This is a genomic window from Candidatus Blochmannia vicinus (genome assembly GCA_030020825.1).
Taxonomy (GTDB): Bacteria; Pseudomonadota; Gammaproteobacteria; order Enterobacterales; family Enterobacteriaceae; genus Blochmanniella; species Blochmanniella vicinus_A.
Genome location: CP125213.1, coordinates 457,001 through 476,630 on the forward strand (window position 1 = coordinate 457,001; position 19,630 = coordinate 476,630).

The window sequence follows — 19,630 nt, forward strand, 5'->3', positions numbered from 1 at the left end:
ACTACTTAATTTCTATGCGTCTTGGTTTTAGTGTATCTGGTAATATTCTTTCCAAATGTATATAAAGAATCCCATATTCCAAATTTGCTCCTGTTATTTGAATATGCTCAGATAATTGAAATTTTCTTTCAAAATTATGTTCAGTAATACCTTGGTACAAATAATTTTTGGAATTCTGATGAGAATCGACATGCATTCCTTTTACTACTAACATATTATCATGCATTGTAATATCCAATTCACTATTTGTAAAACCAGCTACTACAATAGAAATACAATATTTGTGCTCACTAACCAATTCAACGTTATAAGGTGGATAATTTCCATTACTTTGTCCAACTTCCAAAAAATTAACCAGTCTGTCAAATCCAATAACAGAACCATATAACGGAGAAAAATCAAAATTGCGCATTTATAATACTCCTAATAAAGTGCTTGCTAAATTTTATAAATATAAATATATTAAAATTTAATTATTGACATCTGTCATTCTAAAATCACCATCCATCTATATTATAGTACTATAGATACTTATCATATCAACTATATGATTACATTATAGTGAAATTATTTAAACAAGTAATGTAAAAACACATGATTTACTACATTGTAGTATACACAATATTTTTATCTCATATACGTTAATAATCTATATTTGTTGCTTTTAATGCATTTTCTTCAATAAACGCACGTCTTGGTTCAACCAAATCACCCATAAGTGTAGTAAACAAATGATCAGCTTTTATCGCGTCTTTTATTGTAACACGCAACATACATCTATTTTTAGGATTCATCGTTGTTTCCCATAACTGACCTGGATTCATTTCACCTAACCCCTTATAACGTTGCACTATTAATCCTTTTCGAGATTCTTGCATAAGCCACTCTACTGCTTGATCAAAAGAACGTACTTTTTTACGATATAGCCCATATTCTATATATGCATTATCTGAAATAAACAATTCATTCATTCTTATGCCAAAAGATACTAGTTTTCTATATTCACGACTTTTAATAAAATCCATACTTAATACGTAATCTATATTTACCCCATATGTTCGTATACGTAATATTGGCTCAAAATATTTATGCTCATGATTTTTTAAAATAACAAAATCATAACTGTTACCATATTCTTCAAAATGACGCAACGATTTAACTAAAGATGCCATCCATGTTTCAACAATTTCATAATAGTACCATTGCTCTTCGGATAAAACTGAATGATAAATCAATCTATTAAGTAATATCTTCGGAAATTGACGTTCCATACGAATAATGATTTTTCGTATCAAATAATATTCAAAAATTAATTGTTCCAAGATTTTTCCTATTAAAGGAGGTGTATCAGAATTGATATAAAAACGAGCATTAACTACTGCCATTGATATTTGATATCTATTCATCGCTTCTTCATCCTTAAAATATTGTTCTGTATGTCCTTTTTGTACTTTATATAAAGGGGGTTGTGCAATAAATATATGTCCTCTTTCAATAATTTCTGGCATCTGACGATAAAAAAAAGTCAATAACAAAGTACGAATATGAGCTCCATCGACATCTGCATCCGTCATAACTATAATATTATGATATCTTAATTTATCTGGGTTATATTCATTTGGGCCAATTCCACATCCAAGTGCAGTAATTAATGTTACTACTTCTTGAGAAGTCAACATTTTATCAAAACGTGCTTTTTCTACGTTCAATATTTTACCCTTAAGTGGTAAAATTGCTTGGTTTTTACGATTTCTACCTTGCTTTGCAGAACCACCAGCAGAATCTCCTTCTACCAAATATAATTCAGAATAAGTTGGATTTTTTTCTTGACAATCGGCTAATTTACCTGGAAGAGTTGAAAAATCCAATAGTCCTTTACGACGTGTTAAATCCCTAATTTTTCGTGCTGCTTCCCGAGCTCGAGCTGCTCCTATAACTTTATTTATTATATTCTTAGAATCTGCTGGATTTTCTAAAAAAAATTCAATCAATTTTTCATAAATTAACGACTCAACGGCAGTTTTCACTTCTGATGAAACTAATTTATCTTTAGTTTGAGAAGAAAATTTTGGGTCTGGTATTTTAATAGATAATATGGCAACTAATCCTTCTCTAGCGTCATCTCCTATGGTAACAACCTTAGCTTTTCTATTATATCCTTCTTTATCCATATAAAAATGCATTGTCCTTGTAATAGCAGCTTTTAATCCTGCTAAATGAGTTCCACCATCCCTTTGTGGAATATTATTAGTAAAAGAATATATTTTTTCTTGAAAGTTATCATTCCATTGTAACGCAACTTCTATACTAATTTCTCCTTTATTTCCTAAACAATGAAATACATTAGGATGAATTGGTATTTTATTAATACTTAAATATTTTACAAAAGCTTTTATTCCACCTGCACAACAAAAATTTTCTTTTTTATTATTACGGTAATCATTTAAAATAATTGAAATTCCAGAATTCAAAAATGATAATTCTTGAAAACGTCTCGCTAAAATATCATATTGAAATTCTGTTTTGTTTGTAAATATCTTAAGACTTGGCCAAAAACGTACTGTAGTACCACTTTTTTCACTATTTCCTATAATTTCTAAAGGTGATTGTGGCTTTCCTTCATAATACATTTGCTTGTATATTTTAAAATCTCTTTTTATTACTAACTCCAACCGTTCTGATAATGCATTTACTACCGATACCCCAACACCATGCAATCCTCCTGACACTTTATAATTACTATTATCAAATTTCCCTCCGGCATGTAATACAGTCATAATCACTTCAGCTGCGGATATTCCTTCTTCTTCGTGTATACCTGTCGGAATACCACGCCCATCGTCCTGAACTGACACTGAATTATCTTGGTGAATTGTAACAACTATTTTTTGACAATATCCCGAAATAGCTTCATCAATGGCATTATCCACTACTTCAAACACCATGTGATGCAATCCTGTTCCATCATCAGTATCTCCGATATACATTCCGGGACGTTTTCGTACCGCATCTAATCCCTTTAATATCTTAATACTTGAAGAATCATAAGCGCTCAACATGACCTTATTCCTGTATAATGCACATATAATATAAATTAGTAATTATAAATATATATCAAAGATAGTCATCATCGAATTATTGCTGTTTTTGCAAATTATGCTGTATCTAATGTATAAATAACTATTTCCCATATCAACAGCACCCTATTTACATAAGAATAAACATAGATTTACATCTATGCAATTTTTTTAATTTTTAAATATATAATTATATATGCAGATTATTTGTTATGATTGTATTATCAACTATACACTCAGAATTTAACATACATTTAAATATTAAAATACATGTTAGCTTATAATCTGTAAATTGTTTTTATACTCGAATTGGCATAACAATATAAGTTGCATCATAACATTTCTCTATGCTTTCAATTTGAACGCTAGATACCTCATTTGTAAAAAAAAACCTTAAAATCTGTACACCTACCATTACACGAAGCACATCAATCAAATAATCTACATTAAAAGATATTTTTATATCTTCACCTGAATATGAAACATCCAAAATTTCTTCTGAAGCCTCATATTCAAAATTATGTGTAGTTATTTTTAATTGATTAGTGATTAACGTAAATTGAACGATACGAAGTTTTTCATTAGAAAGAATCGCTGCGCGTTTTAAAGCATGTTTTATGATATCACATGATACCTCTAAAATATTTTTTGGTTGTTTTAAAAAAATATCATGACAATTTGGAAATACAGCGTCAATCAATTTAGAAGTAAAAGTATAATTATCCATCTTCATACGAATGCTATTATTATTTGTTTGAATATTTACTAATTTTTTTCCAATATTCAATAAACGTAAAATCTCAACAATTCCTTTACGAGGTATGATAACTGACTGATAAGGTAAAAATGAATCTACAATAGTTTTGCAACTTGCTAAACGATGTCCATCCGTTGCTACAATACGTAAAGTATGTTCCTTGGTTTCAAAAAACATACCATTTAGGTAATAACGTGCATCTTGCTGCCCCATAGAAAATTGAGTTAATTCAATCATTTCTTTTAAAGTAGATTGCGATATAACTAACTTTATTCTATTATTCCATTCTTCTAATTTAGGAAAATCTGATGCAGGAAAAGTGGATAAAGAAAATGTACTATATCCGGAACAAATTATTAGTTTATTATCTTGTAACATAATGGAAATTTTTGATAATCCAGGTAAACTACGACAGATCTCAAAAAACTTACGCCCTGGTGCCGTAATTGATCCAACAGGATATTTATTTCCTAATACCACTTTAGCCGTTATCTCTATTTCCAAATCTGTAGCAGTAATATATAAACAATCATCATTAATTTTTAACAATACATGAGTTAAAACGGGCATCCTTGGTCGTCCGCTAATAATACTTACAACTTTTTGCAAAGGTTGATACAAAGATTCCCTGCTTATTGTAAAATCTATAGTAGATTTATTGGACAGCATTTTAGTTAATTACATAACAATCATTTAAACTGAAAACCCAAGTTTATTACACAATAATTTTGTATAAAATTAAAAATATACACTCATTAACAATAATATTAAAGTACATATCATACATTAAAATAACTACTTACCCTCTATTAATATTATTATAACAAAATCCATTATTTATAAAAACAATAAGATAAATTTTTTAAATGTTTTTGACTTTTTATGTACTATCCTATAACATGAAAATTAATTTCGCATAGGATGACTAAATAAATAATTAAAAATTATCTTTTATTATTAAGTAAACATACAAGAATTTAAATATGAAACGCACCTTTCAGCCTTCCATATTAAAACGCAATAGAACACACGGATTTAGGATAAGAATGTCAACAAGACAAGGTCGTCGAGTATTATCAAGACGCAGGTCTAAGGGACGTGTTCGGTTGGTTGTATCTGTTTAAATATTATATAAACACTATTTAAATGCAACTAAATGAATAGAAATTTTTTACCTAAACGGGCACGATTGTTGACTGTAAATGAATTCTTTTTTGTATTTAAAAACCCAGAACGAATTAAAATAACCGGAATCACTTTGTTTAGTAGATCTAACCAACTAGGATATCCCCGTATTGGATTGGCTATATCTAAAAAATATATTAAACACGCTTATGAACGAAATAGAATTAAAAGATACATGCGCGAAACCTTTCGTATAAACCAACATAATTTATTATCTAAAGACTTCGTGCTAACCATTAATTCAAAAGAAATTATTCATCTTAAAAATAAGACATTAATAAAAGAGCTTAAAAAGTTATGGTGTTACCATTTTTATTAATAGAAAAAATAATAATATGGTTGATATATGGATACCAAATCAGTGTCAGTCCCATACTAGGTCATCATTGTCGTTTTCAAAAAACATGTTCTCAATACGGGATCGAATCAATACGTAAATTTGGAGTACTACAAGGTAGTTGTTTGGCATGTATTCGCATATTACAATGTCATCCTTTAGTTTTAAATAATAATGAAGATTTTATGTCTTCTTCATATTCACATATTCAGGGCATAATCAACATGGACTCGCAACGTAATTTCTTTGTGATAGCTTTTTTAATTATGTCGTTTATACTGTGGCAAACATGGCAAACGGAGTATCACCAAAGAACTAATACTCAAAAAATAGATGATGTACATGAAAGTACATCTCCAATCACTTATTCTGAAAATAATAACAATGCACAATATTATATACACGATAAAAATCGTGTAATTACGGTAAAAACAGATGTACTTCTACTTAAAATAAACACTTATGGAGGAGATATCGAAGAAGCATATCTAACGCATTATTTAAAAAATTTAAATTCTAAAGAACCTTTCCCCTTATTAAGTACTTCACAAGAGTTTACATATAGAACGAATAGCGGGATAATAATTAAAAATACGCCAAAACCTTCATTTAACGACAAGGAACTACTATATACAACTGAAATCGATCAAAATATATTTGTTTTACCAAAAAATAGAAATAAATTAAAATTAACTTTAACACATCATGCTAACGATGGCATCACTTATACTAAGAATTATATTTTCAATAGAAATGATTATTCCATATATGTGCATTATACCATAAAAAATATGAGTAATCATCCATTAACAATTAAATTGTTTGGAAATTTAGTGCAATCTATACATTATCCTAAAACATATGATGATAACAATAACGGAGATAATTTTCCTCTATATTCTTATCGAGGATCAGCATATTCCACCGACAAACAAAAATATCAAAAATATAGCTTCAAAGACATAAAAAATATGAATTTAAATATTTATACTTCCAACGGATGGATAGCAATGTCTCAAAAATATTTTGCTACAGCTTGGATTCCTCTCACTCAGGGGAATAACACATTTTATACCACCTATCATAAAAACAATGATATTTCTACTATAGGTTTTCGGTCTGATTCAATATGCATTCCTATAGGAGGACAAGGAGAATTGAAGTCTATATTATGGATGGGACCAAAAATTCAAGAAAAAATGAAAACAATAGCTCCAAATTTAGATTTAATGATTGATTACGGATGGTTGTGGTTTATTTCTCAACCATTATTTAAATTATTAAGTTTAATTCACAACTATATAGGAAATTGGGGTATATCTATTATCATCATAACATTAATCATACGTCTAACTATGTATCCATTAACTAAGGCACAATATACTTCTATGGCAAAAATACGTATGTTACAACCTAAATTATTTGCGATACAAGAAGAATACAAACATGACAAATATCAATATCATCAAAAAACTATAGCATTATATAAAGAAGAAAAAGTAAACCCATTAGGAGGATGTTTGCCTCTATTAATTCAAATGCCAATATTCCTAGCCTTGTATTATATGTTATCAGGTTCTGTAGAATTAAGACATGCTAAATTTGGCTTCTGGATCCATGACTTATCCGCTCAAGACCCTTATTATATATTACCAATAATAATGGGAATTACTATGTTTTTTATACAGAAAATGTCACCTACCACTATTACTGACACAATGCAAAAAAAAATGATGACTATCATGTTAATAATTTTTACTATATTTTTTTTATGGTTCCCATCTGGTTTAGTGTTATATTATATAGTAAGTAATGTCATTACCATTATTCAACAACAAATAATTTACCAAGGATTAGAAAAAAAAGGATTACATAATCAAAAATATTCTTAAATTAATAAAAGTATCATTTTTAACAAAAATATATTTTCTATCTCAATAGATATGCTATCAAAATAACAAAAAGTTTATGAATTACATAATTGATACAATAGTAGCTATTTCTACGCCTCCAGGATACGGAGGTATTGGAGTTATACGAATATCTGGAAACTCAGTTCCTACAATCATTCCCAAATTATTAGGAAAAATGATTGATCCTAGAAAAGCGGAATATTTGCCATTTTTAGATACAGATGGATTCATATTAGAAAAAGTAATAGCCTTATTTTTTCCTGAACCAAATTCTTTTACAGGAGAAAACATACTAGAAATCCATGGACACGGTGGTCAAATGATTTTAGATATATTATTAGAACGTATTTTAAAAATATCTTCTAATATTCGAATAGCACATCCAGGAGAATTTACCAAACGAGCATTCTTAAATAATAAAATAGATCTCATACAAGCAGAAGCAATTGCTGACATCATTAATGCTTCTTCATACCAAGCTGCAAAATCGGCATCGAATACCCTACAAGGAGCCTTTTCCAGTAAAATACATATAATTTCAAAGAAAATTACTAATTTACGTACACACATAGAAGCATCTATTGACTTTTCAGAAGAAGCAACTAATGTGTTACCATATAATAATGTTAAAAAAAAATTAAAAAACATTATAAATGACATACAACAAATATACGAATCAACCTGTCACGGTGTTTTATTACGTGAAGGAATAAAAATAGTAATTGCTGGTAACCCAAATGCAGGAAAATCTAGTTTATTTAATGCATTAATTGGTATTGATAGAGCTATTGTAAGCACAATATCTGGAACTACACGAGATACGTTACATGAATCTATCCAATTAAATAGAGAAGTAACATGCCATATTACCGATACCGCTGGATTACAAAAAAATAGTGACAATGAAATAGAACAAATTGGAATAACACGTGCATGGAATGAATTAAATAACGCAGATCATATCTTATGGGTAATTGATTCTAACGATGATTCAAATAGAAAATGTAACATTACATTAGAATATGTAGAGGAAATATTATTTTCTAAAAATAAAAAAATTCCTATCACAATTATACGTAATAAATCTGATTTAACTAAGGAAGAAATTGGAATTAGTAAAGTAAATAATTATACGTGTATCACACTGTCAGCTTTGTTTGATAATGGAACAGATTTATTACGTAATCATTTACATAACAATATAAAATATAAAAAACAAAAAAATTATTCTTATAACTTAACTGAAAATCAAGGAAATTACATTGCCCGCAGGCGCCACTTAAACGCTCTTGAAAAAACTTCTAAATACCTTTTATCTGCTCAAAATCAACTATTATCTGTTATGACTATCGATGAACTTTTCGCTGAGGATCTTGTATTAGCACACAATGAACTAAATAAAATTTTTGGAAAATTTACTTCCGAAGATTTATTAGAAAAAATTTTTTCCACGTTTTGTGTTGGAAAATAATTATTCATAAAGTTTATAAAAAATTGAATAATATTTCATATATATAAACCTAAAACCATTACTTTTGTAATTATGTAATACCTTACGAACCAATAAACACGTTATTGCACATTCAAACCAACATATACTTTAACACATAAATATACAATGAAATTAATATAAAAATAAAAAACTACAATAGAATATTTTGTTTAATACATAACCCTCAAATAAAAAATAGAGTTATTTTTTATTTTTTGATCGTTTCCAATGTAAAATAGAAAACTGTCGTATTCTACTAATAATAGTTTCACCGGCCGATACATTTCGAGTTACCGTAGTTCCAGCTCCAATAGTTGCATTTTTTCCAACAATTATTGGAGCTACCAACTGACTATCAGCTCCAATAAAAACACCATCTTCAATAACTGTATGATGTTTTTGAACACCATCATAATTACAAATAATTGTTCCGGCTCCAATATTCACTTGCGCACCAATTTCCGCATCACCTAAATAACTAAAATGTCTAACTTTCGATTGTTTACCCAATTGAGTATTTTTAATCTCAACAAAATTTCCTACATGACTGTTTTCTTTTAATTCAGTTCCTGGTCTTAATCGAGCAAATGGTCCTATATCACTCTGAATACTTATTTTTGCGTGTTCAATTATTGAAAACGGATGTATCACTACATCATCTTCAATTACTGTATCTTTCAATATACAATTTGCCCCTATTCTTACTCTATTCCCTAAAGAAACATCTCCTTCAATAATCACATTTATATCAATATATACATCTTTTCCACACACTATTGTTCCTCTTAAATCAAATCTATCTGGATCAGATATTGTTACCCCTGATGATAATAAACGTTGTGCTTGTCTCTGTTGATATTGTCTGTCTAAAAACACTAAATCTGATTTATTATTTACCCCCATAATTTCAAATGTATCATAAGGATGAACAGTGTGTATAGTATAACCTGATTGATGAGCTATCTGAATTATATCTGTTAAATAAAATTCATTCTTTGATCTATGAATTGTTAATAAATTTAACCAACGCTTTAAATTTTCAGAAATAGCAATAAAAATACCAGTATTCACTTCTTTTATTTTTTTCTGATCATCATTAATAATATCATCATGCTCTATTATATTAACAACGCTACCTTTTTGGTTTCGTACAATACGTCCATATCCATTTGGATTAGATAACGTAGCTGTTAGCATACTTATATCACACTGTGATTTAATAGTATGTAATCGTTGTAATGTTCTATAGGAAACAAAAGGGACATCACTATACAACAAAAGGATTTCCTCTTTATCACCGATAATAGATAATGCTCTTTGCACAGCATTTCCAGTTCCAACAAGCTCATGTTGCAATATCCAATGTACAGGAACTTTATATTGATCTGTATTAATTTTTTCTATTATTGTTTCACCTTTATGGCCATATACTACATATATACACCGAACTCCCGACTGCACTACAGAATCAATTAAATGTTGTAACATAAACTTTCCACCAATCCGATGTAGTGGCTTTGGTATATCAGATAGCATTCTATTACCTTTACCAGCAGCCAGAATAATTGCGCTAAAACTAGCATATGACATAATCTATATATCTCTTTTGTTTTTTTATTTATTAAATAAATTTCTTTAAGTAATCACGATATATCATTACACTTATACACATAAAATTTTTTATATAACATATATTATATTTTAATCATACATTAGATATGTTTATTTCTTTTGGTTAATTCAATCAATCTAAGTTTGGCAATAGCTTTAGATATTTCTGAAGCAATTTTAATGTAATCCATGTCATCATTATAACGTAAGTTTTTAATATGTTTTTCAGCTTCATTTTTAGCTTCTATAGCTTTTTTTTCATCTAATTCTTCAGCACGAATAGCTGTATCTGCCAATATTGTTACCATATTTTTTTGAACTTCAAGAATACCTCCAGATATATATATATATTCTTCATCATCGCATAATTTTACTATACGCAACACTCCTGGCTTGATCGACGTAAGCAAAGGAGCATGACCTGGAAAAATCCCCATTTCACCTTCCGTACCGGCTACTTGAATTTTCTTAACTACACCAGAAAATATCTGGCTTTCAATAGAAACAACAGTCAAATGGTAAGTACCTACGGACATACACATACCTTATACATTTATCAACAAAAAATTTAAAGAGTTTTATTTTTTTCTATAACTTCTGCAATAGTACCTACCATATAAAATGCTTGTTCTGGAATATGATCATATTTTCCTTCTATTATCTCTTTAAATCCTTGGATGGTGTCTTTTAAAGATACATATGCACCAGAAAATCCTGTAAATACTTCAGCAACAAAAAAAGGTTGCGATAAAAACCGTTGAATTTTTCGCGAACGTAACACTATCAATTTATCTTCTTCTGATAATTCATCCATACCTAAAATAGCAATAATATCTTTAAGTTCTTGATAACGTTGTAAAATTGATTTAACATCTTTAGCGACATCATAATGCTCTTGTCCTACAATAAGTGGATTCAATTGTTGACTATTAGAATCTAATGGATCTACCGCAGGATAAATACCAAGAGCAGCAATTTGACGGCTTAAAACTATAGTTGCATCCAAATGGGAAAAAGTAGTAGCAGGAGATGGATCTGTAAGATCATCTGCAGGAACGTACACTGCTTGTACAGAAGTAATTGAACCCAAATTTGTAGAAGTGATGCGTTCTTGTAAAATGCCCATTTCTTCTGATAATGTCGATTGATATCCTACTGCTGATGGAATACGACCTAATAACGCTGATACTTCAGTACCAGCAAGAGTATAGCGATATATATTATCTATAAACAACAATACATCATGTCCTTCATCTCTAAATTTTTCTGCCATAGTAAGACCAGTTAAAGCCACCCGTAATCTGTTTCCGGGTGGCTCATTCATTTGACCATATACTAAAGCAACTTTGTTGATAACATTAGAATTTATCATTTCATGGTAGAAATCGTTACCTTCACGCGTGCGTTCTCCAACACCAACAAACACTGAATAACCGGAATATTCTACAGCAATATTACGAATAAGCTCCATCATATTGACAGTCTTACCAACTCCTGCTCCCCCAAAAAGACCAATTTTACCTCCTTTAGCAAATGGACATATTAAATCAATTACTTTAATACCAGTTACTAAAAGCTCTTGACTAGTAGATAATTCAGAATAAAGCGGAGCAGATCTATGAATAGACCATTTTTCTTTTTCTTTAATCGGTCCTTTCATGTCAATTGGTTCACCCAATACATTTACTACACGACCTAAAGTTTCTTTTCCTACTGGAACTTCAATAAAACGTTTTAAATCAATTACTGTTAATCCACGACGCAATCCATCTGTATTCCCCATAGCTATACAGCGTACTATGCCCCCGCCTAATTGTTGAGCTACTTCTAATATCAATTTTTTTGTAAATCTATCATCAGTACATACTTTAAGGGCATGATATACAGTAGGTACTTCATCTTGATTGAATGCGACATCGACCACCGCTCCAATAACCTGGATTATTTTTCCAGAATTCATATTAATTACACCTCTAACTATCTTATCATTTATATTACAGAAGATCCTGAAACAACTTCTATTAATTCCTCCGTAATTTTAGTTTGTCTAACTTTATTATAAAATAACTTTAGATCATTAATAATAACTTCTCCATTATCTGAAGCAGTCTTCATTGCCATCATCCTAGCAGATTGTTCACTAGCTAAATTTTCTACTACTCCTTGATAAACTTGTGATTCAATATACCGTTGTAATAAATTATTTAATAATATTTTAGAATCTGGTTCATATAAATAATCCCAATGTTCATTTTTTAATACATCTTTATCTTCAGAAACAATCGGTAAAATCTGTAAAATTTGAGGAACCTGAGATAAAGTATTGACAAATTTATTATACGCCAAATACAATCTATCTACTTTATTTTCATTATATAATTGTAACATCACCCTGACTGAACCGATTAAATCTGACATGTGAGGAATATCCCCAATTCCACAAATACAACTCACTATCTTTGTTTGTTTTATACAATGTAAAAAAGAAGCAGCTTTAGACCCAATAATCGCTAATTTAACTGATGTTTCTGAATTATTCCATTTTCTGAAATCACATAATAACATTCTAAATAAATTAATGTTTAACCCGCCTGCTAATCCTCTATCCGTTGAAACTACCCAATAACCAACAGATTGAATGCTTCGTTCTTCAAAATAAGAATGTTTATATTCTAATGTTCCTAAAGCAATATGATTAATAACTTTACGTATAGTTTCTGCATACGGTTGACTTACTAACATACGTTTTTGAGTTTTATGAATTTTAGAGGCAGAAATCATCTCCATAGCTTTAGCAATTTTTTGTATATTTCGAATACTGTCTATCTTTCCACGTATCTCTTTTGTGCTAGACATGTTTTCTCATTCCATAATAATAATGTGTTTTGAATTTACCAAGATTGATTTAATTTAAAGGTTGTAAGAATACTTTTAAATTTTTTTTCAATATTCATATCATATATACCATCATGGTCAATAATTTTCATAAGTTCCTTTTCTTTATAAGTCATATATAATATTAATGCAGATTCAAAATCACTTATCTTTGATACTTCAACATCTTCTAAATAACCATGTATCACTGCAAACAAAACAATAGATTGACATGAAAGGGACATAGGTGCATATTGTTTTTGTTTTAATAATTCAGTAACTTTTTGACCATGTTTCAATTGTTTTTGTGTAATTTCATCTAATTCTGAAGCAAACTGAGAAAAAGCAGCTAATTCTCGATATTGAGCTAAAGCAGTACGAATTCCACCAGATAACATCTTCATAATTTTGGTTTGAGCAGATCCTCCAACTCGAGATACTGAAATTCCTGGATTTACTGCAGGACGAATCCCTGAATTAAATAAATGAGATTCCAAGAAAATTTGGCCATCAGTAATAGAAATAACATTGGTTGGAATAAACGAAGAAACATCTCCAGCTTGAGTTTCAATAATGGGTATTGCAGTCAATGAACCGGTTCTTCCTGTCACTTTCCCGTGAGTACATTGCGTAACATAATCAGAACTAACTCTAGCTGCTCGTTCTAATAAACGAGAATGTAAATAAAATATATCCCCTGGATACGCCTCTCGCCCAGGAGGACGTCGTAATAATAAAGAAATTTGACGATAAGCTATTGCTTGTTTAGAAAGATCGTCATATATAATTAAGGCATCTTCTCCATGATCTCTAAAATACTCTCCCATAGCACATCCAGAATAAGGAGCCAAATATTGTAATACAGCAGACTCAGAGGCAGATGCAAGAATCACAATAGTATTAGCTAATGCATGATGCTGCGCTAATTTTTTTACAACACTAGCTACAGTTGTTGCTTTTTGACCAATAGCAACATAAATACATTTAACTCCGCTATAACGTTGATTAATAATAGTATCGATTGCTAATGCAGATTTTCCAGTTTGTCTATCTCCTATAATTAATTCACGTTGACCACGTCCAATGGGAACCATAGAATCAACAGATTTATACCCAGTTTGAATTGGTTCATCTATCGATTTTCGATCTATTACACTAGGTGCATTAGCTTCTACTGGAAGATAACAAGAACATTTAATAGCTCCTTTATTATCCATAGGCATACCCAATGTATTTACGACTCTTCCTAATAATTCCGTGCCAACAGGTACTCGTAATATTTTTCCTGTGCTCTTTGCCACCATTCCTTCAGATAAATTTAAATATGAACCCATAACCACCGCTCCGACAGAATCACGTTCTAAATTTAATGCTACAGCGAACTGGTTTGATGGAAGAGCAATCATTTCACCTTGCATTATATTTGTTAAACCATGTATATGGATTACCCCATCTCCTACAGCAGTAATAGTACCTTCGTTGCGAGTCTCATACGTTATATCAAATTGAGCAATACGCCGCCTAATTAATTCACTAATTTCATTTGAATTTAATTGCATGATCTTATTTGTACCTAAAGGGATAAAATTAAAATATTAAGATTGTAGTATATAATTTAAGCGTAAAATACGTCCACGTATGCTGCCATCAATGATAGTATCTCCAACACGAATAATTATACCAGCTAGCATGCCTTTGTCTATTTTATGCACTACTTTTACTTTTTTAGATAAACGCTTAGCCATTACATCAGAAATTTTCTCTAATTGTCTACAGTTTAAAGGAGAAGCAGAAAAAACCTCTATTTCTACAGTACCCACATGTATAGCACATAGATTCACAAATTCTTTAAAAACAATTGGCAACAACGGCAATCGATTATTTTCAGCCATAATATAAATCATATTTTTACTAAAAATATCTATTGGTTTTTTTTGATAATCTTCACAAATAGCAAGAAATATATTTGATAATTTTTTTGATTCTAAATATCTAAAAAATAAAGATCGTACTAAACCATGCTGACTTATCTTAGAAAACAAATCAAGAACTGATTCCCACTTTTTTATATTTTTATATGCCATAGCTACATTAAATATAGCCACTGCATATGTATGGGCAATTACAACCATGCTAGCCATTTAATCCTCATATGATAGTGTATTAACGATCTTATTTATAAGATTTATATCAACTAGATCATTTATAGAATGTTCTATAATTTTTTCTGCACCTTCAACTGCAATCTTACTTATTTGCTTTCTTAATTCATCAGTGACACATTTTTTTTCATACAAGATCTGTTCTCGTGCTTCGGACAAAATTCTATTTTGCTCTTTTTCTGCCTCATATTTGGCTTCATTAATTATTTGTATTTTAAATTTATTTGCTTGTTGTATAATATCTTGAGCTTTAACCCGAGCTTGTGTTAAACAAAGCAATGCTTTAGCATGAGCTCGTTCAGACTCAATTTTAGCATTGTTAGCAGAAGTTAAGTTATCAGAAATTTCCTTTTGACGTTTTTCAATAGTAGACATAAATGGATACCATACATATTTCATGCAAAACCAAACAAATAAAACAAACGAAATAGATTGACCTAATATTGTCGCATTAATATTCACAGTACCAATCTCAGCATCTAATAATCAATAGAAAATAATACGTGTATAAATTTCAATTGTTAAACCGCAGAAAACATTACATATAAACCAAGGCCTACCGTAATCATAGGTATCGCATCAACTAATCCCATAACAATAAAAAATTGAGTACGGAGAATAGGAATAAGATCTGGTTGACGCGCGGCGCCTTCTAAAAATTTACTACCTAAAATACCAATACCAATGGCTGCTCCAATTGATGCTAATCCCATCATTATCGCCGCAGCTATGTATAGCATATCAAAATTTAAATGTTCCATAAAACCTCCTATCTACAATATTCTGTACCATAAATAATTATATAGTATCTATTTCAACACGGATCATGAGCTGTAGACAAATAAATTACCGTCAATACCATAAAAATAAAGGCTTGCAATATAATTATTAAAATGTGAAAAATAGCCCAAGGCAAGCTTAATGCCCATTGACCCCACCATGGTAACAAACCAGATATTAAAATAAAAATTAACTCGCCAGAATACATATTGCCAAACAATCTAAGACTAAGCGATACTGGTTTAGATAATAAGCTAACAATTTCAAGAATCAAATTTACAGGAATACATACCGGATGATTAAATGGATGACGTACTAACCCTTTAATAAACCCACGAATGCCATTAGTGTAAATGTTATAATATACAATTAGTATAAACACATTCAAAGCTATTGAAGAAGTTATATTTATATCAGCAGATGGCACAACACGTAAGAACGATAATCCTAATGTAAGTTTCGCTATATAAGGAAACAAATCTATAGGAAACAAATCCATAACATTCATTAGGCAAACCCAAATAAAAATAGTCATAGATAACGGAGCAATTAATTTGTTTTTACCATGAAAAATATCTTTTACATTACTATCAACAAACAATATTATCAGTTCTATAAACATTTGTATTTTTGTAGGAACACCACAAGTTGCTATTTTAGCAACACGACCAACAATAAACAAAAATAACATGGCTAATAGCGTTGAAAAAAATATCGAATCTACATTCAACACCCAAAAAGAGGAAATCTTTTCCGCATCCACCCATAAAAAAGTATTTAAATCAAGCTGTAGATGATACAAATGATGCCCAATATATTCCTGAGAAGTGTTTTTTATTTCCAACATAAACCACCTTTCAAAAACATTATTTACTATATATCAAAAAACTTTATAATTATCTTATCTAGTATTAGTTACATTTTGTGATATACAATCAATTATAATAATATATAAACACACTAAAAATGACCTTAAAAAATATTTACTATTTCAAATAAAATACCTAGATTCAATTTTTATACAGAATTGAACGTCAATAAAAATCACAAACACTGACTATTTGAGTAAATCCATAACCATCACAGCATAGTTAAATCAATTATACACGATATTATTAAATTAATTAATCTTATATAATAGTACACCATATACATGTCAAAAAATAAAAGGATCAAACAAAATAACTTTCATATTAACAAATATAAAAATAAACATATATTTGCTATAGGTTAAAAAACACACGCCTATTATTGCAATAAATAAATCCCAACATAATCTTCTTTCTTTTTAAATATCTAAATATAATCAAATCAACTCAAACCATATATATAAGTATCATCATTCTAAAAATAATTTATAAAATATATATTGCTATTTTTACCTAATCGCCATACGCCAGAAATATTAAATATCTATAATTTATAAGTAGTACTCATATTAATACACGTTGGCATTATTTAACATCACTAAAATACACTATGACCCAACAAACCTTTTTTTTTCAACCAAACTAACAAATTAGAAATAGCTGCAGGAGTTATACCAGAAATTCTAGAAGCCTGTCCAATCGAATAAGGTTTGTAATCATTAAGTTTATCAATTACTTCTTTGGATAATCCAGAAACAATATTAAAATCTATATCAGATGGTAATAATGTATGCTCATTACAAATGTTCCTCTCTATTTCCTCTTGTTGATGACGAATATAACCTTCATATTTTATTTGAATTTCAATCTGCTCAAATACCTTCCTATCCAACATAAACGAACTAAAAACTTCTAATTTAGATAAATTTGCATAATTAATTTCTGGTCTTTTTAATAATTCTTCACCATTAATTTCATATATCAACGGTGTCTTAAGAAAATTGTTCAGCTGTTTAGCATCTGTACTATATGGAAAAATATAAGTATTACGCAATCTTTGACGTTCTTTTTCAATACTTTCTTTTTTTAAACAAAAATTTTTCCAACGTAACTCATTTACCAAACCTAATTGTCTTGCAATTTCAGTTAATCTTAAATCAGCGTTATCCTCCCGCAAAGACAAACGATATTCAGCACGTGACGTAAACATACGATAAGGTTCTTCTGTTCCATGCGTACATAAATCGTCTACAAGTACTCCTAAGTACGCTTGATCTCTTCTAGGATACCATCCTTCTTTATTTTGAGAGAATCTAGCAGCATTTATTCCTGCTAACAGCCCTTGAGCAGCTGCTTCTTCATAACCAGTAGTACCATTAATTTGTCCAGAAAAAAATAAACCAGAAATAAATTTACTTTCTAATGTTAACTTTAAATCACGAGGATCAAAAAAATCATACTCAATTGCATATCCCGGTCTGATTATATGAGCATTTTCTAATCCTTGAATTGATTTAACTATTTGTATTTGCACATAAAATGGCAAACTAGTAGAAATGCCATTAAGATATATTTCAGGCGTTGTTAGCCCTTCAGGTTCCAAAAAAATTTGATGAGCATTACGATCTGAAAAACGTGTTATCTTATCTTCTATAGATGGACAATAACGCGGTGGAATTCCTTCTATTAATCCTGTGTGCATAGGGCTCTGATTTAAATTTGATCTGACTATTTCATGTGTTTTATCGTTAGTATATGTAATATAACAAGGAACTTGTTTAGGATGTTGTTTTTCAGATCCTATAAATGAAAATACAGGGAGAGGATTATCACTATATTGTGCTTGTAAAGCATGAAAGTTTATCCCTTTACTATGTACACGAGGAGAGGTACCTGTTTTTAAACGACCTACTCTTAAAGAGAATTCTTTTAATCGTTTAGATAATAATGAAGAGGACTCTACGTCCCCAGCACGACCACCTCTAAAGTTATTCATTCCAATATGCATTTTACCATTAAGAAACGTCCCTGTTGTCAATACAACGGATGTAGCATTAACTTTCATTCCTATTTTTGGAATAAACACTCCGACAATTTTATTTTTATTAATTATTAAATCTTCTACTGACGCCTGAATAATTAGCAAAAAATCTTGATATTCAATAGTATTACGTATTATTTGACGATACAACATTTTGTCTGCTTGTGCGCGCGTTCCTCTAACAGCAGCCCCTTTGCTTTTATTAAGTATTCTAAATTGAATTCCTGCATTATCTATAGCATATGCCATCGCCCCACCCATTGAGTCAATTTCTTTTACTAAATGTCCTTTTCCTACACCACCAATAGCTGGATTACAAGACATCTGCCCAAGTGTATCGATATTATGCGTAATTAATAAAGTATTGCACTTCATTCTAGCAGCAGCTAGCGCTGCTTCAGTTCCGGCATGCCCTCCTCCAACAACAATAACATCAAAGTGAGTCGAATAAAGCATACATTATACCCTCATCATACAAATAATACTCGTTTCATTGGGACAATTCCTTTCATATTAACAAACATTTTTAAGT

The 19,630-nt window shown here is 29.9% G+C and carries 16 protein-coding genes and 1 pseudogene; 4 read left to right on the plus strand and 13 right to left on the minus strand.

The window, feature by feature from the left end; all coding sequences use genetic code 11:
• Position 1: 1 nt before the first annotated feature.
• The 3 genes from QMA81_01970 to dnaN form a co-directional block, all read right to left on the minus strand.
• On the minus strand, positions 2–412 hold the full coding sequence (locus tag QMA81_01970) for an Hsp20 family protein (protein ID WHL25064.1): 411 nt from the start codon (positions 410–412) through the stop codon (positions 2–4).
• Between the two features lie 229 nt (positions 413–641).
• Positions 642–3,059 (minus strand): DNA topoisomerase (ATP-hydrolyzing) subunit B, encoded by a 2,418-nt coding sequence (gyrB, locus tag QMA81_01975; GenBank protein ID WHL25065.1) that lies wholly within the window; start codon positions 3,057–3,059, stop codon positions 642–644.
• A 316-nt stretch (positions 3,060–3,375) separates the two neighbouring features.
• Positions 3,376–4,503 carry a DNA polymerase III subunit beta gene (gene dnaN / locus QMA81_01980; GenBank protein ID WHL25066.1) on the minus strand — a complete coding sequence of 376 codons (1,128 nt, stop codon included), beginning with the start codon at positions 4,501–4,503 and terminating at the stop codon, positions 3,376–3,378.
• Between the two features lie 314 nt (positions 4,504–4,817).
• On the opposite strand from dnaN, the gene rpmH reads away from it, so the two are divergent.
• The 4 genes from rpmH to mnmE all read left to right on the plus strand — a co-directional run bounded on the left by rpmH (position 4,818) and on the right by mnmE (position 8,740).
• Positions 4,818–4,958 carry a 50S ribosomal protein L34 gene (gene rpmH, locus QMA81_01985; protein WHL25067.1) on the plus strand — a complete coding sequence of 47 codons (141 nt, stop codon included), beginning with the start codon at positions 4,818–4,820 and terminating at the stop codon, positions 4,956–4,958.
• Positions 4,959–4,990: 32 nt separating this feature from the next.
• Positions 4,991–5,338, plus strand: a complete 348-nt coding sequence (gene rnpA / locus QMA81_01990) for a ribonuclease P protein component (GenBank protein WHL25068.1) — start codon at positions 4,991–4,993, stop codon at positions 5,336–5,338.
• On the plus strand, positions 5,317–7,248 hold the full coding sequence (gene yidC / locus QMA81_01995) for a membrane protein insertase YidC (GenBank protein WHL25069.1): 1,932 nt from the start codon (positions 5,317–5,319) through the stop codon (positions 7,246–7,248). Before rnpA ends, yidC begins: the two co-directional genes overlap by 22 nt.
• 76 nt (positions 7,249–7,324) lie before the next feature.
• The gene (gene mnmE, locus QMA81_02000) at positions 7,325–8,740 is read left to right on the plus strand and encodes a tRNA uridine-5-carboxymethylaminomethyl(34) synthesis GTPase MnmE (GenBank protein ID WHL25070.1); all 1,416 of its coding nucleotides are present in this window, start codon (positions 7,325–7,327) and stop codon (positions 8,738–8,740) included.
• Between the two features lie 222 nt (positions 8,741–8,962).
• Here the strand turns inward: mnmE and glmU are convergent, their stop codons facing one another.
• The 10 genes and pseudogenes from glmU to mnmG form a co-directional block, all read right to left on the minus strand.
• A complete protein-coding gene (gene glmU, locus QMA81_02005; GenBank protein WHL25071.1) occupies positions 8,963–10,351 on the minus strand; it encodes a bifunctional UDP-N-acetylglucosamine diphosphorylase/glucosamine-1-phosphate N-acetyltransferase GlmU in 1,389 nt (462 codons plus the stop codon).
• A 122-nt stretch (positions 10,352–10,473) separates the two neighbouring features.
• On the minus strand, positions 10,474–10,908 hold the full coding sequence (locus tag QMA81_02010) for a F0F1 ATP synthase subunit epsilon (protein WHL25072.1): 435 nt from the start codon (positions 10,906–10,908) through the stop codon (positions 10,474–10,476).
• Positions 10,909–10,940: 32 nt separating this feature from the next.
• Positions 10,941–12,332, minus strand: coding sequence for a F0F1 ATP synthase subunit beta (gene atpD / locus QMA81_02015; GenBank protein WHL25073.1), 1,392 nt, complete (start codon positions 12,330–12,332; stop codon positions 10,941–10,943).
• A gap of 29 nt (positions 12,333–12,361) precedes the next feature.
• The gene (gene atpG / locus QMA81_02020) at positions 12,362–13,228 is read right to left on the minus strand and encodes a F0F1 ATP synthase subunit gamma (protein WHL25074.1); all 867 of its coding nucleotides are present in this window, start codon (positions 13,226–13,228) and stop codon (positions 12,362–12,364) included.
• A 35-nt stretch (positions 13,229–13,263) separates the two neighbouring features.
• A complete protein-coding gene (atpA, locus tag QMA81_02025; GenBank protein ID WHL25075.1) occupies positions 13,264–14,805 on the minus strand; it encodes a F0F1 ATP synthase subunit alpha in 1,542 nt (513 codons plus the stop codon).
• Between the two features lie 36 nt (positions 14,806–14,841).
• Positions 14,842–15,387, minus strand: a complete 546-nt coding sequence (locus QMA81_02030; protein ID WHL25076.1) for a F0F1 ATP synthase subunit delta — start codon at positions 15,385–15,387, stop codon at positions 14,842–14,844.
• Positions 15,388–15,870 (minus strand): annotated as a pseudogene (gene atpF / locus QMA81_02035) (F0F1 ATP synthase subunit B).
• A 59-nt stretch (positions 15,871–15,929) separates the two neighbouring features.
• Positions 15,930–16,169, minus strand: coding sequence for a F0F1 ATP synthase subunit C (atpE, locus tag QMA81_02040; protein ID WHL25077.1), 240 nt, complete (start codon positions 16,167–16,169; stop codon positions 15,930–15,932).
• Positions 16,170–16,222: 53 nt separating this feature from the next.
• Entirely contained in the window at positions 16,223–17,035 is an 813-nt protein-coding gene (gene atpB, locus QMA81_02045; GenBank protein WHL25078.1) for a F0F1 ATP synthase subunit A, read from the minus strand.
• Between the two features lie 620 nt (positions 17,036–17,655).
• Complete coding sequence (gene mnmG / locus QMA81_02050; protein WHL25079.1) at positions 17,656–19,554, minus strand: tRNA uridine-5-carboxymethylaminomethyl(34) synthesis enzyme MnmG; 1,899 nt, start codon at positions 19,552–19,554, stop codon at positions 17,656–17,658.
• Between the last annotated feature and the right edge of the window lie 76 nt (positions 19,555–19,630).